The 18,592-nt window shown below is 36.0% G+C and carries 15 protein-coding genes; 7 read left to right on the top strand and 8 right to left on the bottom strand.

Translation table 11 applies throughout. The features are described from left to right. The first annotated feature begins 63 nt into the window (after window positions 1–63). From ACODST_RS14625 to ACODST_RS14645, 5 genes are all read left to right on the top strand, one after another. Window positions 64–2,049: a beta-mannosidase gene (locus ACODST_RS14625; RefSeq protein ID WP_488932856.1), complete on the top strand. Its 1,986-nt coding sequence runs from the start codon at window positions 64–66 to the stop codon at window positions 2,047–2,049. Window positions 2,050–2,155: 106 nt separating this feature from the next. Beyond that, complete coding sequence (locus tag ACODST_RS14630; RefSeq protein WP_488932857.1) at window positions 2,156–4,417, top strand: GH92 family glycosyl hydrolase; 2,262 nt, start codon at window positions 2,156–2,158, stop codon at window positions 4,415–4,417. 108 nt (window positions 4,418–4,525) lie between these two features. Continuing rightward, a complete protein-coding gene (locus ACODST_RS14635) occupies window positions 4,526–6,811 on the top strand; it encodes a GH92 family glycosyl hydrolase (RefSeq protein WP_488932881.1) in 2,286 nt (761 codons plus the stop codon). A gap of 4 nt (window positions 6,812–6,815) precedes the next feature. Next, the gene (locus ACODST_RS14640; RefSeq protein WP_488932882.1) at window positions 6,816–8,279 is read left to right on the top strand and encodes a glycoside hydrolase family 125 protein; all 1,464 of its coding nucleotides are present in this window, start codon (window positions 6,816–6,818) and stop codon (window positions 8,277–8,279) included. A 23-nt stretch (window positions 8,280–8,302) separates the two neighbouring features. Continuing rightward, entirely contained in the window at window positions 8,303–9,202 is a 900-nt protein-coding gene (locus ACODST_RS14645) for an ROK family protein (RefSeq protein ID WP_488932858.1), read from the top strand. Window positions 9,203–9,261: 59 nt separating this feature from the next. Here ACODST_RS14645 and ACODST_RS14650 read toward each other — a convergent pair whose 3' ends face one another. From ACODST_RS14650 to ACODST_RS14685, 8 genes are all read right to left on the bottom strand, one after another. After that, window positions 9,262–9,891, bottom strand: a complete 630-nt coding sequence (locus tag ACODST_RS14650; protein WP_488932859.1) for a DsbA family oxidoreductase — start codon at window positions 9,889–9,891, stop codon at window positions 9,262–9,264. Window positions 9,892–10,467: 576 nt separating this feature from the next. Further along, window positions 10,468–11,586: a DNA polymerase III subunit beta gene (dnaN, locus tag ACODST_RS14655; RefSeq protein WP_488932860.1), complete on the bottom strand. Its 1,119-nt coding sequence runs from the start codon at window positions 11,584–11,586 to the stop codon at window positions 10,468–10,470. Window positions 11,587–11,693: 107 nt separating this feature from the next. Next, on the bottom strand, window positions 11,694–13,382 hold the full coding sequence (gene gldG / locus ACODST_RS14660; protein WP_488932861.1) for a gliding motility-associated ABC transporter substrate-binding protein GldG: 1,689 nt from the start codon (window positions 13,380–13,382) through the stop codon (window positions 11,694–11,696). Next, window positions 13,382–14,107 (bottom strand): gliding motility-associated ABC transporter permease subunit GldF, encoded by a 726-nt coding sequence (gldF, locus tag ACODST_RS14665; RefSeq protein WP_488932862.1) that lies wholly within the window; start codon window positions 14,105–14,107, stop codon window positions 13,382–13,384. Before gldF ends, gldG begins: the two co-directional genes overlap by 1 nt. Window positions 14,108–14,194: 87 nt before the next feature. Next, entirely contained in the window at window positions 14,195–14,620 is a 426-nt protein-coding gene (locus tag ACODST_RS14670; protein ID WP_488932863.1) for a hypothetical protein, read from the bottom strand. A 77-nt stretch (window positions 14,621–14,697) separates the two neighbouring features. Further along, on the bottom strand, window positions 14,698–14,994 hold the full coding sequence (locus tag ACODST_RS14675; protein ID WP_488932864.1) for a putative quinol monooxygenase: 297 nt from the start codon (window positions 14,992–14,994) through the stop codon (window positions 14,698–14,700). 134 nt (window positions 14,995–15,128) lie between these two features. Further along, window positions 15,129–15,647, bottom strand: coding sequence for a hypothetical protein (locus ACODST_RS14680; RefSeq protein ID WP_488932865.1), 519 nt, complete (start codon window positions 15,645–15,647; stop codon window positions 15,129–15,131). 37 nt (window positions 15,648–15,684) lie between these two features. Further along, complete coding sequence (locus ACODST_RS14685) at window positions 15,685–16,512, bottom strand: SAM hydrolase/SAM-dependent halogenase family protein (RefSeq protein ID WP_488932883.1); 828 nt, start codon at window positions 16,510–16,512, stop codon at window positions 15,685–15,687. Window positions 16,513–16,780: 268 nt separating this feature from the next. On the opposite strand from ACODST_RS14685, the gene ACODST_RS14690 reads away from it, so the two are divergent. Next, complete coding sequence (locus ACODST_RS14690; RefSeq protein WP_008469028.1) at window positions 16,781–17,731, top strand: PhoH family protein; 951 nt, start codon at window positions 16,781–16,783, stop codon at window positions 17,729–17,731. Between the two features lie 438 nt (window positions 17,732–18,169). Next, window positions 18,170–18,532, top strand: a complete 363-nt coding sequence (locus ACODST_RS14695) for a DUF1801 domain-containing protein (RefSeq protein WP_488932866.1) — start codon at window positions 18,170–18,172, stop codon at window positions 18,530–18,532. Window positions 18,533–18,592 lie beyond the last annotated feature (60 nt).

Genomic DNA, 18,592 nt, shown 5'->3' on the forward strand with positions numbered 1-18,592 from the left:
CTAAAAATGTCTTACCTTTTGGGTGATTTTAAAAAAAAGGGACTAATACTATCATGCAGTAGAATGAATAATGCAAAAACACTTCGCAGGTTACTCTGTATTTATATGATCAGTTTTACATCAGCTGTTTTTTCTCAAACACTTGATTTAAAGGAGAATTGGAGTTATCGTGAAGAAAAAACAAAAGAATGGTTTCCGGCTTCCGTTCCGGGAGAAATTCATACCGACTTATTACGGAACAAACAAATACCTGATCCGTTTTACAGAGACAGCGAAAAGAAATTGTCCTGGATAGAACGAAAAAACTGGGAATACAAAACCACTTTTAAAGTTTCGGCGGCGCTGTTGAAAAAGAAAAAAACAGAATTGGTTTTTGACGGACTGGACACCTATGCTTCTGTATATCTCAATAACCAGCTGATTTTAAAAGCGGATAATATGTTTCGCCAATGGAGGGTTGATATAAAAAAAGCAGTTCGCCTGGGCAATAACGATTTGGTAGTGGTATTCCGGTCGGCTCAAAACGTTGTAGATTCACTGGCTAAAAACGATCTGCCCTATGTGATTCCCGATAATCCCCGTGCGTATGTACGTAAAGCACAGTATCATTTTGGATGGGACTGGGGGCCTAAATATACTACTTGTGGAATCTGGAAAACACCACGTTTAGAAGCTTACGATGCAAAAGCAGCAGAGAAACCATACGTTCTAAACCGAAAAATAGAGCTAATACAGCAGTCGGACAGTCTGGGGAAATCTTTTTATTTTAAGATCGACGGAAAGCCTGTTTACATGAAAGGAGCCAATTATATTCCGTCAGATGCTTTTCTGTCAAGAGTAACAAAAAAAGAGTATGAAAAGATAATCTCTACAGCCAAAGAAGCCAATATGAATATGCTTCGGGTCTGGGGAGGCGGTATTTATGAAGACGACTATTTTTATGATTTGTGCGATCAGTACGGGATTAATGTCTGGCAGGACTTTATGTTTGCCGGGACAATGGTACCGGGCGACAAAGCCTTTTTTGATAATGTAAAAGCAGAAGTACAGTATCAGGTAAAACGACTCCGTCATCATCCGAGTATTGTATTATGGTGCGGAAACAACGAATCAGATGAAGCCTTTAAAAACTGGGGCTGGATGAAGAATTTTAAAATCACAAAACAGGATTCAACCCGCTTGTGGAAAGATTATGTTCGTTTGTTTCAGGACAGTATTCCCAAATGGGTTAAAGAAGTGGATGGCAAACGTCCCTATTTAAGTTCTTCTCCTTTATATCACTGGTCTAAACCAAAAAGTATTACAGAAGGCGACAGTCATTACTGGGGAATCTGGTGGGGACTGGAAGATATTGAAGCAGTTACTAAAAAAACGGGAAGGTTTGTAAGCGAATATGGTATGCTGTCTATGCCAAATTATACTTCACTTGAAGTGTTTACGAAACCGGAAGACCGTTTTTTATATTCTGATGTACTGCTGGCCCATCAAAAATCAGGAAAAGGATTTGAAAAGTTAGACTCCTATCTGAACCGGTATTTTATTGATTCAGCTAAAATTAAGAGTATGTCGGTAGAGGATTATACGTATCTGACACAATGTCTGCAATATTATTCCATTAAAAATATTGTGGAAACGCATCGTTCAAAAGCACCGTATAATATGGGAACTCTGGTATGGCAGCTGAATGACTGCTGGCCCACAGCAAGCTGGAGTATAACAGATTATAACAATCGGGAACCCAAAGCAGGATGGTACGCTATAAAAGAAGCTTACAGAGACGATACAACTCCCAAAACTGATTTTACCCGTCCAAAAGATTTACCATTACAGGATCCGCATCTGACCTGGAAGCTGAAAGGAAATAAAATGATTGTGAAAGCAGTAAAACCGGCAAAATATGTTTACATTTCAATGAAAGGATATACCGGAAAATGGAGTGATAATTATTTTGATCTGAAAGCCGAAGAAGAAAAAATAATTTCCTCTGAAGGAAAAATGGCTAAAGAGGATATAAAGATCTTTTCTCTTTTTGACGTCCTGAAAAAATAGGAATAAAGAGGAGCAAAGGTTCAGCGAGACAAATATGAAAAGGTTTGAATGTAGAAGTATGCTTTAGTGAATCTTTCTATAAAAATTTTAAAAAAAATAAAAATATATGAGAATACTATTTAGCGGTTTTGTGGCTTTACATTTATTTTTTGCCAATCCGGCGGCGGCACAGCAGAAAAAAACAAAACAAACGAGTCCTGATTATACACAGTACGTCAATCCGCTTATTGGTTCGGCAGGGCATGGTCATGTATTTGTAGGAGCCAATGTTCCTTTTGGCGCCGTGCAGCTGGGACCAGTGAATGTCTTTGAAGGCTGGGATTGGTGCAGCGGTTATAATTACGCCGGTAATACTATTTTAGGTTTTACGCACACGCATTTAAGCGGAACAGGAATTGGCGATATGAATGATATTTTAGTGTTGCCATTTAGCGGGAAAACAGCCTTGACCAAAGGAACTAAAGATGATATGATAAATGGTTACGGTTCTTATTTTTCACATGATAAAGAGGTAGTGAAACCAGGCTATTATAGTGTTGTTTTGGATAAATATAAAATCAAAGCCGAATTAACCGCCAGTGAAAGAACAGGTTTTCATAAATATACTTTTAACACAGCCAATGACGCTCATATTTTAGTAGATCTTGCAGATGGTGTAGGCTGGGACCGGCCTGTAAAAACTTTTATAAAAAAGGTAAGCGATACTAAAATTGTTGGTTATCGTTATTCTGCCGGCTGGGCGGCAGATCAGCGTATTTATTTTACAATGGAATTTTCAGAACCATTTTCGAATGTAAAATTGTATGACAGTACTGCTGTTGCAAAAGGAAATGCAGGTGAAGGTCTGAAAATGAAAGCCGTTTTAGATTTTAAAAACCTGAAAAAGAAACAGGTTTTGGTGAAAGTGGGAATTTCCCCTGTGAGTTCAGAAAATGCAGAAGCCAATATCAAAGCAGAAATTCCGGACTGGGATTTTGATCAGATTGTAAAAACAGCTGCTTCCAAATGGAATAAAGAACTGAGCAAAATTCAGATAAAAGCAGATGAAAAAACAATGAAAGTTTTTTATACCGGATTGTATCACACTATGTTTGCGCCTTCTGTTTTTAACGATGTAAACGGAGATTACTGGGGAACCGACAAAAAAGTTTATGAAAAAGCAGGTTTTACTAACTATACCACTTTTTCACTTTGGGATACTTACAGAGCTTTACATCCCTTATATACCATTACGCAGCCGGATAAAATTAATGATATTGTAAAATCATTTTTAGCCATTTATGAACAGCAGGGAAGACTTCCGGTCTGGCATTTAATGGGTAATGAAACCAATACCATGAATGGAAATCATTCAATAGCCGTTATTGTTGATGCTTATCTGAAAGGATACCGGGATTATGATACCGAACTGGCTTATGAGGCCATCAAACAAACGGCGATGCAGACTCGTGACGGAATGGATTATGTACAAAAATTAGAATATATTCCTGCCGATAAAATGCTCGAATCTGTTGGAAACGCTCTCGAATATGCCATTGATGATTACTGCATTGCCCTAATGGCAAAAGCATTAAACAAAACAGAAGATTATACCTATTTTAGCAAAAGAGCCAATTTGTATAAATTGTATTTTGATAAAGAAACCACTTTTATGAGAGGTAAATTAACTGACGGAAACTGGAGAACTCCTTTTAATCCGCTTTCGTCAGCTCATCGTAAAGACGATTATGTAGAAGGAAATGCCTGGCAGTATACCTGGCTTGTTCCTCATGATCCGTACGGTTTAATTGATTTGTTTGGAAGCGAAGAAAAATTTACAGCCAAACTGGATTCCCTTTTTTTAATTACAGATAAAGTAGAAGGTGAAGATGTTTCTCCTGATATCAGCGGTTTGATAGGACAATATGCGCAGGGTAATGAACCTAATCATCATATTCCGTATTTATACGCTTATACAGGCCAGCCTTGGAAAACAGCTAAGCTGATTCGTGAAATTGATGAAAAATTCTATTCTGATAAACCAGATGGTTTATGCGGAAACGAAGATTTGGGCCAGATGTCAGCCTGGTACATTTTATCATCAATGGGATTTTATTCTGTTAATCCGGCAAACGGAGTATATGTTTTAGGAAGTCCATTAGTGGATAGTGCTGTTATTCATCATAAAAAAGATATTTCTTTTACCATAAATGCGGTTAATAATAGTACTGCTAATATTTATATCCAAAAAGCCGAGTACAACGGAAAACCCTATACAAAATCCTATATTACACATGATATGATTGTAAAAGGAGGAGAATTGAAGTTGTATATGGGAAATAAACCTTCATCAGACTGGGGAGTTAAAAAAGAAGACAGACCGTTTTAGTTTTCAGTCGCAGTCTCCGTTTATAGTTCCTGTAAGATTTGCAAAACCTTGCAGGTAGCATTATAAGTTAAATTAAAGTCTAGAGCTTACCGCATAAAAATCAAAATGATGAAAATAAAAAGTTTATTTTTTTTAGGAATAGTACAGTCCTGTCTTTTTCTAAATGCACAGGTAAAAACCTTAGATCCTGTAGAATATGTCAATCCGTTAATGGGAACACAGTCTCTGCACAATCTTTCTAACGGAAATACCTATCCGGCAGTCTGCAGGCCCTGGGGAATGAATTTCTGGACACCGCAGACAGGTAAAATGGGCGATGGATGGGCATATACGTATACTGCTGAAAAAATCAGAGGATTTAAGCAGACACATCAGCCTTCGCCGTGGATGAACGATTACGGTCAGTTTTCAATTATGCCGGTTACGGGAAAAGCCGTTTTTACCGAAGAAGAAAGAGCCAGCTGGTTCAGTCATAAAGCAGAAGTTTCCAAACCGTATTATTACAGTGTTTATCTGGCTGACCATGATGTGACAACCGAAATCACAACAACAGAAAGAGCGGCTCATTTTCAGATTACCTTCCCGGAGAATGAACATTCTTCAGTTGTGATCGATGCATTTGATAAAGGTTCTTATATCAGAATCATCCCGTCTGAAAACAAAGTGACAGGTTATACTACCCGAAACAGCGGCGGTGTTCCTGAGAATTTTAAAAATTATTTTGTTTTAGTATTTGATAAACCGTTTTTAAACATTTCAACCTGGACAGACAAAATACTTATCAAAGACAAACTGGAAGCTGCGGGGCTTCATACAGGAGCTGTGGTTGGATTTAAAACCCAAAAAGGAGAGAAAGTGAATGTTAGAATTGCCTCTTCTTTTATAAGCCCGGAACAGGCTGAACTAAATTTAAAAAATGAATTAGGTACTGCCTCTTTTGATGAAAACGTGGTACAATCTAAAAACGAGTGGAACAGGATTTTAGGAAAAGTACAGGTCGAAGACAATAATATTGACCAGTTAAAGACTTTTTATTCCTGTTTGTATCGTACGGTCTGTTTTCCGCAAAAGCAGTATGAAATTAGTAAAGACGGGGAAATTGTACATTACAGTCCGTATAACGGAAAAATACTGCCGGGTTATATGTATGCCGGAACCGGATTCTGGGACACTTTTCGTGCCTTATATCCTTTGTTAAATCTGATTTATCCTTCGGTTAACAAAGAAATGCAGGAAGGTTTATTAAACGATTATAAAGAAGGCGGCTTCTTACCGGAATGGTCAAGTCCCGGTTTTAGAAACGTAATGGTTGGAAATAATTCCGCTTCAGTAGTTTCTGATGCCTATATGAAAGGATTACGAGGTTATGATATCAATACTTTATATGAAGCCCTGCAGCATGGTGCCAATAATGAGGGACCAATGGATGCTGTGGGCCGAAAAGGAGTACAGTATTATAATACACTGGGGTATATTCCTTATGATGTAAATATAAACGAAAATGCAGCGAGGACCCTTGAATATGCTTATGATGATTTTGCGATCTGGAAACTGGCCAAGGCCTTAGACCGACCTAAAAAGGAAATTAATCTGCTTGAAAAACGGATGCTGAATTATAAAAAACTATATAATTCTTCCGTCGGGTTGATGAGCGGACGAAACAAAGACGGTAGTTTTCCGGCTCATTTTAATCCTTTTAAATGGGGAGACGCTTTTACAGAAGGTAACAGCTGGCATTACAGCTGGAGCGTATTTCATGATATACAGGGGCTGATTGATTTAATGGGCGGAGAGAAAAAATTTACAGCAAAACTGGATGCTGTTTTTACAACGCCTCCTGTTTTTGATGATACTTATTACGGAGCCGTTATACACGAAATAAGAGAAATGCAGATTATGAATATGGGGCAGTACGCTCACGGAAATCAGCCTATTCAGCATATGATTTATTTGTATAACTATGCTGGCGAACCATGGAAAACACAATACTGGTCAAGAGAAGTTATGAACCGTTTGTATAAGCCGACACCAGATGGTTATTGCGGCGATGAGGATAACGGACAGACTTCTGCCTGGTATATATTTTCCGCAATGGGATTTTATCCCGTTTGTCCGGCAACAGATGAATATGTACTAGGAGCTCCTTTGTTTAAGAAAACCACTTTACAGCTTGAAAACGGAAAGCAGCTTATTATTAAGGCACCCGAAAATTCAGAAACCAACCGGTATGTAAACGAGTTAAGATGGAATAATTCTGTTCATACTAAAAATTATATCAATCATTTTGATATGCTGAAAGGAGGCGAACTCAATTTTGATATGACCAGTTCTCCTAATCTTAACAGAGGTACAACAAAAGATTCATACCCATACTCTTACTCAAATTCAAAATAATATGATGCAGTCACGTAGAAAATTTATAAAAAATACCGGAATTTTTTCCGCTGGATTATTAGCTCTTCAGACCGATGTTTTTGGACTTAATTTGGATTCTTTTCAGTTTCCTTTAAAAGATTTTGTAACTCAGAGACCTCCGCTGGCAGAGAGAAAATTTACCAGTAAAGCAGTCGAAGCGGCTATCGTAAAAATCAAAAAGCAAATTGGAAACCCTGAACTGGCCTGGATATTTGAAAATTGTTTCCCAAATACACTGGATACCACTGTTGATTTTGAAATTATTGACGGTAAACCTGATACCTATGTTATTACGGGCGATATTGATGCGATGTGGCTGCGTGACAGTACAGCGCAAATCTGGCCCTATATTCCTTTTGTAAAAGAAGATCCTAAACTGGCTGAATTGGTAAAAGGAGTAATCAACCGTCAGGCAAAATGTATCTTACTCGATCCTTATGCCAATGCTTTTTATAAAGATTTTACTAAGGAAAGTGAATGGAAAAACGATTTGACCAAAATGCAGCCCGGAATTCATGAAAGAAAATGGGAAATTGACAGTTTGTGTTATCCGGTTCGTTTAGCACACGGATATTGGAAAGAAACCGGAGATATCAGTTTATTTGATGCAAAATGGAAAGAAGCGATGCTTTTAGTTCTACAGACTTTTAAAGAACAGCAGCGAATGGATGGCAAAGGCGGACCATATAGTTTCCAGCGTCAGACAGCATGGGCGACAGACGGAGTTCCGCTAGGCGGTTACGGTTATCCGGTAAAACCCTGCGGATTAATCGTTTCTACTTTCAGGCCAAGTGACGACAGCACCTTGTTTGGTTATCTGATTCCGAGTAATATGTTTGCTATTGAGATATTAGGTTATTTAATCGAAATTTTCTCTTTACCAGCTTTAAAAGACAATGATCTGGTTGCTAAAGCGACAGAATTAAGAGATCAGGTACAAAAAGGACTTAAAGAGCACGGCATTATAGACCATCCAAAATTTGGAAAAATCATTGCTTTTGAAGTAAACGGATACGGAAGTTTCCATATGATGGATGATGCTAATGTACCTTCTTTATTATCACTTCCGTATTTAGGAGCTATCGCACCTGATGATCCTTTGTACCTTAATACCCGTAAAGTAGTGTTGTCAGACAATAATCCGTTTTTCTATAAAGGAAAAGCCGGAGAAGGTATTGGAGGCCCGCACACAGGAGTAGATACGATCTGGCCTATGAGTATCGTTTTAAGAGCCATTACAAGTGTTGATGAAAAAGAAATCAGGGCCTGTATCAGTAATCTGATTAAAACCAATGCCGGTACAGGATTTATGCACGAATCATTTCATAAAGACGATGTAAATAAATTTACGCGTAAATGGTTTGCCTGGGCCAATACTTTGTTTGGTGAAATGATTGCACATACCAGTGTTCATTATCCGCAGATCCTAAAAGATAAAAATATCTAATATAAACAGCTAAATACGGAAAAATGAGTACATCATATGCCATTGGGCTGGATATTGGAGGAACGCACATTACGGCTGCTGTTATCGATAAAACCGAAATGAAAGCGGTGGAAACCTCCTTATATAAAGAATCATTCGATTCTAATTTACCAGTAAGCGAGGTTATGGATATTTGGAAAAGGGTTATTAATAATGCTATTGAAAATTCGAAAACAGAGTATATAAATGGAATTGCGATTTGTATGCCCGGACCTTTTGATTATGAAAAAGGAATCTGCTGGATCAAAGAACAGTCAAAATACGAACATTTTTACGGACTGAACGTAAGAGATCTGCTTCTGGAAAGCCTTAATTTTTCATCCGATTTTCCGGTAATTTTTGAGAATGATGCAGTCTGTTTTGGAAAAGGGGAAGTTTTTAAGCAGCTGGAAAACCGGTCTCAAAAGGTAATTGCGGTTACTTTAGGCACTGGTTTAGGGGCTTGTTTTATTGATAAAGGTGTGTCCATCAATTCAGGAAATCTCGTGCCTGAAGATGGTGAAATTTACAATCTGCCTTTTAAAGAAGGTATTGCAGAGGATTATGTTTCAGTGCGTGGTCTTTTGGCCCATTATAAAAGTTTAAGCGGTATCTCGCTTCAAAATGGTCTGGAACTTTATGATCTGGCAAATAGGGGAGACCAATCAGCAGTTACAGTGTTTGAAACCATGGGAGAAAACCTGGCAGCAGTGTTAATACCATGGTTAAAGCAATTTTCCGCTGATCATATTATCATTGGAGGAAAAATAGCCAATGCGAGTACTTTCTTTTTGTCTTCATTTCAAAAAAACGTAAAAGAATCTGGTATTAATATACAGGTTTCTGTTTCTACTGATAATGAAATGGCAGCTTTGCTCGGAGCAGTAAGTTTCCTTTCTAATTAAGTTTAAAAAGAAAACGGATGAGTAAATACTCATCCGTTTTCTTTTACTTGTTTAAGTTGTTATTTTAATCCTTCTCTGATAGTCTGTACAAAAGCCTGAACAGGCTGGGCACCGGAAACCGCATATTTTCGGTCAAAAACAAAAAAAGGAACACCTTGTACACCAATTTCCTGTGCTTCTTTAATATCGTGCTGTACTTCTTTTAGATACAAATCATCACTTTCTAAAACTTCAAGTACTTCATTTCGGGTCAGTCCGGCTTCTTCAGCCAATTCAATTAAAGTAGGACCGTCATTTAAATCCTTTCCTTCTGTGAAATACGCTTTAAAGAAAATTTCTTCCATTGCATCGCCCAGCTTTTTGGTTTTAGCCAGCTGAATGATTCTGTGGGCCTCTAAAGAATTAGAGATAACAGCTTTATCAAAGTTGTAGTCCAGACCAACACTTTTAGCACGTTCTGCAACACCTTTGTGCATTTCCTTTGATTGTTCAAGCGACATGCCTTTTCGTTCGGCTAAGAACGCATAAACGTCTTTTCCGGACTGCGGTGTGATAGTAGGATCGAGCTGGAAACTTTTCCACTCAATTTCAAATTCGTTTTCAGGAAACTCCGCCAGAGCGGTTTCCAATTGTCTTTTTCCGATATAACAAAACGGACACATGATGTCCGACCAAATTTCTATTTTCATTTTACAAAAGTACTGAAAAAATTTGTTTCAGGTTTCAGGTTGATTTACCAGAGGCATAATTTAACCGCAAAGCGCGCAAAGGTTTACGCTAGGTTCGCAAAGTTTTTACACATTGCTTTGCGGACTTTGTGTTTTATAGATTCTGCCTATCAAAAACTTTGCGTCTTTGTGGTAAAAAATAAATGATTTTTGGGTATAAAATGTTTTGAACTAAGTATTGATATTTAACCGCAAAGCACGCAAAGGTTTACGCTAAGTTCGAAAAGTTTTTACACAATGCTTTGCGGACTTTGCGTTTTTATAGATTCTGCATATCAAAAACTTTGCGTCTTTGCGGTAAAAATAGATTCTGCATATCAAAAAACTTTGCGTCTTTGCGGTAAAAAAAAAAAAAATCGCTTTCACTCAAAACCAGAAACATGAAATCAGCTTAAACTAAAAAACCGCAGATCTTAAAAAAGAACTGCGGTTTCTAGGTATAAAAAATGGTTGGTTAATAGCGATATTTTTTTTTACAATGATATGTCTTTAATTCGAAACTAAAAAAAATCCCTGTAACAAAAAGAAGTTTTGATGTTAACTATTTAACATTACAGGCATTACCAGCATCGTTACTGTTTCGCCTTCTTCCAGACCATCAACCGGAGTTAAAATTCCGGCTCTGTTTGGTAATGACATTTCCAGCATAATCATGTCTGACTGCAGGTTTGTCAGCATCTCGATTAAGAAACGAGAGTTGAAACCAATCTGAAGATCATCTCCCTGATAATCACAGGTTAGCCTTTCTTCAGCTTTGTTAGAGTAGTCGATATCTTCAGCAGAAACATTTAATTCAGCTCCTGCAATTTTTAAACGGATCTGGTGTGTAGTTTTGTTTGAGAAAATCGCAACACGACGAACAGAACTTAAGAATAAAGAACGGTCAATCATTAATTTGTTTGGATTTTCTTTTGGAATTACCGCTTCGTAATTAGGATATTTTCCATCAATTAAACGACACATTAAGATATAATTGTCAAATGAGAAAGTCGCATTTGAATCGTTGTATTCAATTTTAACCTCAGCATCAGAGCTTCCTAAAATAATCTTTAAGATATTTAAAGGTTTCTTAGGCATAATAAAATCAGCCACTTGTGACGCTTTTACATCAGCTCTGGCATATTTTACTAATTTATGGGCATCTGTTGCCACAAAAGTTAATCCTTCCGGAGAAAATTGGAAGAAAACTCCCGACATTACCGGACGTAAATCATCGTTTCCGGCAGCAAAAATAGTTTTACTTACAGCAGTTGCCAATACATCGGCAGGCACTAAAGTTACAGACGGATCTTCAAGACTTACAGATTTAGGAAACTCTTCACCGGCCGCATATGCTAAAGCATATTTACCAGAATTTGAACTGATTTCAACAGTATTGTTGTCTTCAACGGTAAAAGTTAAAGGCTGCTCCGGAAATGTTTTCAAAATCTCAAGTAAAAGTTTTGCCGGTACAGCAACACTTCCTTTACTTTTAGAATCGATTGATAATGTAGCCGACATAGTGGTTTCAAGGTCTGAAGCCGAAACAGTCAACTCGCTATTATCCAGTTCAAATAAAAAGTTATCTAAAATAGGAAGTGTATTGTTACTGTTAATAACACTGCCTAAAACCTGTAATTGTTTTAATAAGTACGAACTCGATACTATAAATTTCATCGTCTTTTGTTTTATTTTTTGCTCTTTCTCTCAGTTTCTCTTCAACTAAGTAAGGTTTTACAAATATATCGTAAACATTCTTAGTTTCGCAAATTTTTTATTAACATCTATCGGCTGTATTTTCTTTTTCGGATAAAGGTAAATACCAATCCGAAAACCAGTAAAATTAGGATTGGAAGTCCGATAGTTATGAATTGCGTTACGGTATAATTTTCGTAAACTTTTTCTTTATCCATTAAAGGCAGTTCAATATCTTTACTTCTAATGTTAATAAGTCCGGTATCATCTAAAAGATAATTAACACAATTCATAAGGAAATCTTTGTTATCATAAAGATTTCCCGTTCTCTGGTCATAACCCAGTTCTACTGGCATACCATTTTTATCCAGCTGGTTTCGGGCAATGTCGCCATCAGCGATCACAATCATTTTAGCCGGTTTGCCCTTTGCCAGAAATGTATTTTCTTTAAACGGCAGGACACGATTTTCAAAAACAGAATGGAAACTGCCTTCCAATAAAACCGAAAGAATGAGACTGCCTTTGTTTCCTGTGTAATTATCTTTTGAAAATTCTTCCGTTACCATATTCAGATTAACTTCAGAAGGAGTTCCAATAGGTTTAGAGTAGAAAGAAGACTGAAGTAAAACGGTCTTTTTAATTCCGTTTTTCAAAGTATCAATAGGGCTGGCAAAATCAAATTTAATTCCGCCCAGACTTTTCACAATCGGATGCTGGCTTGTTGGATAAACCTGAGGCGCAAATTTCCAGATAAAATCCTGGTATCGGGTTGCGCTTCCCTGTTCTCCCGTTGCCAGTTTTATAGGACTTCCCTGTTCATCTTTTACCAGATCAGGGTTAATTCTGAATCCGTATTTAAAGAACATATCGTTCAGGTTCAGATTTCTTGGATAGGCCAGTGCTGCTCCGGCATCATTATACAGACTGTCCATATCAGCAGCCACCTGATCAATCATCCATAATGTTTTACCGCCGTTCATGATAAACTGGTCTAAAACCTGTTTTTCTTCATCAGTAAAAGTCTCTGTAGGTTTTGAAATAATGGCTAAATCGTATTTTTTCAGTTCTTCCAGTGTTCCGTTTGGATTTTTAGAAACAGAATCCAGAGTAAAAGGCCCGATAAAATAACTTTCTTTGATTTGTCTTAATAATTTCCCGATATGAATTTCAGATAATTCTCCATTTCCTTTAATAACAGCTACTTTTTTCTGTCTTTCAGTAGTAACTTTATTAATTGCATCCGTAATAGAATATTCCAAATGCTGGATAGATCCTATTACTTTTTGGGTAGTCGAAGCTCCCATGATATTTTTTAACAGAGGAATATTAACTTCTTTGTTATTATAAACTGCAATAGCCCACGGAAAAACCATGGCCTGCGATTGCTTTCCTTTGTCGTCAACTGTTATATTAACAGGTGTAAGTCCTTTTTGATAAAGCGATTTTATCATCTCCATACTCTCGTCTTCATTCTCCAGCGGATTAACAAATTCGAAAGTAATATTGCTGTTATAAGCCTGAAATTCTTCCAGTAACTGCTTAGTTTCCTGCTGTAAACGTCTGAAATCTGCCGGAAGTTCACCCTGCATATATATTTTTACCGATAACGGGTTTTTAACCTGTTTTAAAACCTGCAGGGATGTTGCGGATAAAGTATAACGTTTATCTTTTGTTAAATCAAAACGATGAAAAAACAGGCTGCCCAGTACATTTAAAACAATTAAAACAAAAATGGTAATGCCTAATGTTTTTAAATTTAATTGATTAGATACTTTCATTATGCTTTAAATGATTTTAATTGATAAACAGTACAGGATAAAAACAAAACAGTGATACTTAAAAAGTAAATAACATCACGGGTATCAATAACACCGCGGCTCATACTTTTAAAGTGGTTCTGCATTCCAAAAGCTGAAATGATATTAGATTGTGCCGGAAGTAATGCTGCTGCGCCTTCAAATCCAAAGTAAAACAGAAAACATAAAAACACAGCAATGATAAAAGCTACAATCTGATTTTCTGAAAGGGTAGAAGTAAAGATTCCAATTGCCGAATAAGCAGCGATCAGGAATAATAACCCAAAGTAAGAACCAATAGTACTGCCCATATCAATGTTACCTTCAGGAGAGCCTAAATCAGAAATCACTTTTACATATATCAGGGTTGGAATAATTGCCAGAATAATCAATAAAAAAGAACCGAAAAACTTACCGTTTACAATCTGCCATACTGATAAAGGTTTGGTTAAAAGCAATTCCAGTGTTCCCTGTTTTCTTTCGTCAGAAAAACTTCTCATGGTTACAGCCGGAATCAGGAAAATCAAAATCCAGGGAGCCAGCGTAAAAAATGGGGTTAGATCAGCATAACCTGTATTCAGTATATTATAATCTCCTTCAAATACCCATAAAAAAAGTCCGTTGCTGATTAAAAAAATGGCAATGACCAGATAACCGACAGGAGAGCCGAAAAAGGATTTTATTTCTCTAAAAATGATTGATTTCATTCGTTTTATTTTTGTTTCAGGTTTTTCTTGTTTCAGGTTTTAAGTTGACTTTGCAAACTTAGAACTTAAAAGCTTTTCTTTGGAATATTATTTCTTAATTTGTCTGTATAAATTTTGGACTTCATTACTTTCCTGCCAGCCTTCGCTTTCAGACATGGCAATCACAATATAGTTTTTAAATTCTTCAAAAGATTTAGTTGCCCCTTTAATCATTGCATTTTTCCATGGTTTTGTTTTTTCCGGCATTTTATATTCAATCCAGTATTCATCATGATTTGAAATAATAACAAAATAGGGATCAAAGCCGTCATCATCTTCAGTGTATAATAAAAGATGGGCATGAGATGTTAAACCAAAAAGCATTGTCTGGGTAAAGGTCTGGTTTATAAAATCAATAATTCTAAGCATTGATCCTCCTAAAGCTGCAGAAATAGTATTCTCTGATTGGGCCCATTCTGTATAGAATTCTTCAAGTGACCTGCTTTTTTGAGCCGAACATCTAACTAAAGGCATATTTTTTTGTCTTTTAAAATTTGTTTATGCAACGAGCTCTTTCCTGTTTTTTAGATTTAGTGTAAGACCGAGAAGAATTAAGTCAGGCTGACCAATTTATCCACACTCCATGCTTCCGGTTTTGCATTGAATAATTTTTTCGTAAAATCCCAAACCGTAGTAAAAAGCTCAGAATTTCTGTAATTTTCTAAATCCTGTTCGGTTTCCCAGTAACTGTAGGTAAAAAAGAGGCATTTATCATTTTTATCCTGATACAATTCTAAAAAACGGTTTCCTGCTGCATTTCGTATTTTATCTTTCACCGATTCAAAATTCTCCAGAAAATCAGGGATTTTTTCTTCGTGAAAACTCATTTTTACTATCCGGACAAACATCTTATTATTTTAGATTTTAGAATTCAGATTTTAGATTTTTTGATTGTCTAAAGTCTTAAAGGTGCGCAAAAATACCAAATTTGATTGTTGTTTTTTCTTAAATTTTATTTATTATAAAAAATAGTCTTAAGAAGCTAAAATGTTTTGGTTACTGCTTTTAGTTGAAAAAGTTTTTGACCTCTTTCATTCATTATATTATTTAATTGTTCATCAAGGAAATTTTTGAGAAAATTCCAGCTGCTTGCATTAATTCCGCTATTTCCATTTTTGTCAATGTTTGAAAGAATTTCCAAATTTCCAATAAATTCAAAATTCTCTCGAAACTTCATAAAATCTTTTCGCCAGATGATAAATCCAAATGAGCCCAAAAGGCAGGGTTTTATTTCAGGATGAAAAAACCACATTTTCTCCAATTCCTGATCGGAGTAATTATAATGGTTTTTGGTAGTCATGTTTCCAACACCAAAGAAGCTTAGGTTTTTAATGTCATTAATTACAGGTTTTTCTATTCCTTTATAATCTAAAATACAAAAGGTAAAATTTTGAGGGCTTCGGTCTTTGTTTACACTTGTACACAGAAGTATTCTGAATTTATTTTCAGTAGTAAGAAAAGTTAAAAGATCACCTTGATTTATGTCTTTAATTTTCTCCATTAGATTTTGATTCAGGATGAAATAATTTACTTTAGAATTAAGAAAACTTAATCGTAATCACATCACGATAATTTAATCCAAGCAGACTATTGGCAGAACCTACTTTAGACGGGTTACTTCTGAAAATGGCAATTTCAAGAAACCCCGCTTCGTTAAAAATAGCCAGTTTTTCACCTTCATAGGTTTTTATAGGATATTTATCAGAACTGGCAATGGCCGAATAATTAGGCAGAATCGTTTTGATACTTTTGGGTTTCATGACGATCTCATACGGTCGTCCGCGGGATACTTCAAGAAATTGCTTTTTGGAGATGTTGGTAACTACGTTTCCAAAATGATCAATATAAATTACATAACCTTTTAATGAATTTCCATCAGCCGCTACTACAGCCTGAAGTTCGGTTACTTCTTTAATTGCCGGGATTTCCTTTCCTATAACATTCAGTAATCCGCCTTTTGCTATATGACAGGCTACCTGTATAAAAATATCCAGATCAGTAAACTCCATTGGGAAACGGTCGTGAATATTGATTTCAACGATTTTCTGGGGGAGGATCTTTTGTGTAAGCATACTTAAAATCCCATTATCGGCACAAATAAAGAAATGATCGTTCCACTGCATGGCAATGTGCTGGTTTTCTTTATTGCGTTCCAGATCTACTCCGATAAGATGAACAGTTCCTTTTGGGAAACTTAAATAAGAGGCACCGATAACGTAACTTGCTTCGGCTGTGTTAAATGGATCAATATCATGTGAAATGTCAATGATTCTGGCTTCTGGAAGTTCCGAAATGATTTTACCCTTCAGCGAACCTACAAAGTGGTCTTTTAAGCCGTAATCGGTAGTAAGGGTAATTATTGACATCATTTTGTTTATAACTATTGATAGTATTTAACTCTAAATTTTATTAAATTTGAGAAATGCAAAGCTAATAATAGTAAATGCAAATTGAAAGAAAGAAAATACAAATTGCGATAAAATATATAGCAGCCCCGGTTTAGAGTTTCAGTTTGCAGTATTTTAACAAAAAATGATTTTTGAAACTGCAGACACGGCTTAAAACCGCAATTTTAATAGAAACCCGACAACTCCTAAATAGTAAACTGAATTATCAAATTAAAAATTACTTCATTTGAACGAAAGAATAATCGAGCTAGTGGATATTGCTCCAAAAGAATTTTGGGGCGCACAGGACAGCCATCTTGAAATAATTAAAAAGTATTACCCGAAGCTTAAAATCGTAGCGCGAGGGACAACTTTAAAAGCATTTGGCGAAAAAGAAGTTTTAGACGAATTCGAAAAAAGATTTCAAAGGTTAATGCTCCATTTTACACGTTATAACAATATTGATGATAATGTAATTGAACGTGTTATTATGAGCGACGGCCAGGATGAGAAAAGGGCTTACGATCATGACAAAATACTGGTTCACGGAGTGGGTGGTAAAATAGTAAAAGCCATGACTCCTAATCAGCAGCTGCTGGTGGATACTGTCAAAAAGAACGATATGGTTTTTGCAGTAGGTCCGGCCGGAACAGGTAAAACCTATACAGGTGTTGCGATGGCTGTAAAAATGCTGAAGGATAAAGAAGTAAAAAGAATCATATTGACCCGGCCGGCAGTTGAAGCAGGAGAGAACCTTGGTTTTTTACCCGGGGATATGAAAGAAAAACTGGATCCTTATATGCAGCCGCTTTACGACGCACTGCGCGATATGATTCCAAATGAAAAACTCGAAGATTATATTCTGAAAGGGATTATTCAGATAGCACCTTTGGCTTTTATGCGCGGGCGTACTCTTGACAATGCTTTTGTGATTCTCGACGAAGCTCAGAATACAACCCATTCCCAAATGAAAATGTTCCTGACCCGTATGGGTAAAAATGCCAAATTCATGATTACGGGCGATCCGGGACAGGTCGATTTGCCACGCAGGACAATTTCGGGTCTTAAAGAAGCACTTTTGGTTCTAAAAGATATCGAAGGAATTGGAATTATATATCTGGATGATAAAGATATCGTTCGCCATCGATTGGTTAAAAAGGTAATTGATGCCTATAAGCAAATAGAGAATCATGATTAATTTGTGAAATAATATTGTAAAACATGAAATGATTTTGCCGCGGATTTTAGGAATCATTTTAATCCTTTAATCTGTGGCAAAAAAATAAATATTCGTTTTGCATTTTTTTGAGAAAGTGTAAAACGAATATTTTTTTAATATTTTTTTTATGAAATGAATAGATTACTAAAAACTTTTGAAAACAGAATTTTAGCATTCAAAATTACTTTTTTGTATATTGGATTAGGAACGCTGTCAGTATGTTCAATTTATCCGAAAGATCTCTTTTACGGAGACTGGTCACTGATTGGTTTGATAATAACTTTTCCAGTTTCCATTATAAGTTTTGGATATAGATATGCTAACCCGGATTTACTATATCCAGTTTTTTTAATTCAATTAATAATGGTAGTTCCGACTTTTTTAATTTTAAGCTTTTTTATAAAAAAGTAAACTATAATGAAACAACTAGATGATTTCTACTTAAATCAGCAAGATCCCATTAAAGGAGTATTTCTCGCATTAAAAGAAATCATTTTAAAACAAGATAAAGACATTACAAATGTTCTGAAATACGGAATGCCTTTTTTCTGCTATAAAGGAAAAATGTTCTGTTATTTATGGATTCATAAAAAATACAAAAAGCCTTATATCGGAATTGTAGAAGGAAAACATTTTGAAGAATCATTTCTTATTCTGGAGAATCGTTCCAGAATGAAAATCATGCTGTTTGATTGTAATGAAGATCTGCCTCTGGAACAAGTAGAATTGGTAATTCAGAAAGCTGTAAAATTGTACAAAACAGGAATTGTTAAGCTTTAAATTATTTATACAGCAATATTTAACGCAATAGTTAAATAAATAATAAACTTACTTCAATTT

It is taken from the genome of Flavobacterium sp. FG19, assembly GCF_057809475.1.

Bases quoted from the DNA above. Each gene is read 5' to 3' on its own strand.
- ACODST_RS14680 (WP_488932865.1), bottom strand. From the start codon at position 15,647: ATGGAGAAAATTAAAGACATAAATCAAGGTGATCTTTTAACTTTTCTT.
- ACODST_RS14685 (WP_488932883.1), bottom strand. From the start codon at position 16,512: ATGTCAATAATTACCCTTACTACCGATTACGGCTTAAAAGACCACTTT.
- ACODST_RS14670 (WP_488932863.1), bottom strand. From the start codon at position 14,620: ATGCCTTTAGTTAGATGTTCGGCTCAAAAAAGCAGGTCACTTGAAGAA.
- ACODST_RS14630 (WP_488932857.1), top strand. From the start codon at position 2,156: ATGAGAATACTATTTAGCGGTTTTGTGGCTTTACATTTATTTTTTGCC.
- ACODST_RS14675 (WP_488932864.1), bottom strand. From the start codon at position 14,994: ATGTTTGTCCGGATAGTAAAAATGAGTTTTCACGAAGAAAAAATCCCT.
- ACODST_RS14635 (WP_488932881.1), top strand. From the start codon at position 4,526: ATGAAAATAAAAAGTTTATTTTTTTTAGGAATAGTACAGTCCTGTCTT.
- ACODST_RS14640 (WP_488932882.1), top strand. From the start codon at position 6,816: ATGCAGTCACGTAGAAAATTTATAAAAAATACCGGAATTTTTTCCGCT.
- gldF (WP_488932862.1), bottom strand. From the start codon at position 14,107: ATGAAATCAATCATTTTTAGAGAAATAAAATCCTTTTTCGGCTCTCCT.
- ACODST_RS14645 (WP_488932858.1), top strand. From the start codon at position 8,303: ATGAGTACATCATATGCCATTGGGCTGGATATTGGAGGAACGCACATT.
- ACODST_RS14695 (WP_488932866.1), top strand. From the start codon at position 18,170: ATGAAACAACTAGATGATTTCTACTTAAATCAGCAAGATCCCATTAAA.
- gldG (WP_488932861.1), bottom strand. From the start codon at position 13,382: ATGAAAGTATCTAATCAATTAAATTTAAAAACATTAGGCATTACCATT.
- ACODST_RS14650 (WP_488932859.1), bottom strand. From the start codon at position 9,891: ATGAAAATAGAAATTTGGTCGGACATCATGTGTCCGTTTTGTTATATC.
- ACODST_RS14625 (WP_488932856.1), top strand. From the start codon at position 64: ATGAATAATGCAAAAACACTTCGCAGGTTACTCTGTATTTATATGATC.
- dnaN (WP_488932860.1), bottom strand. From the start codon at position 11,586: ATGAAATTTATAGTATCGAGTTCGTACTTATTAAAACAATTACAGGTT.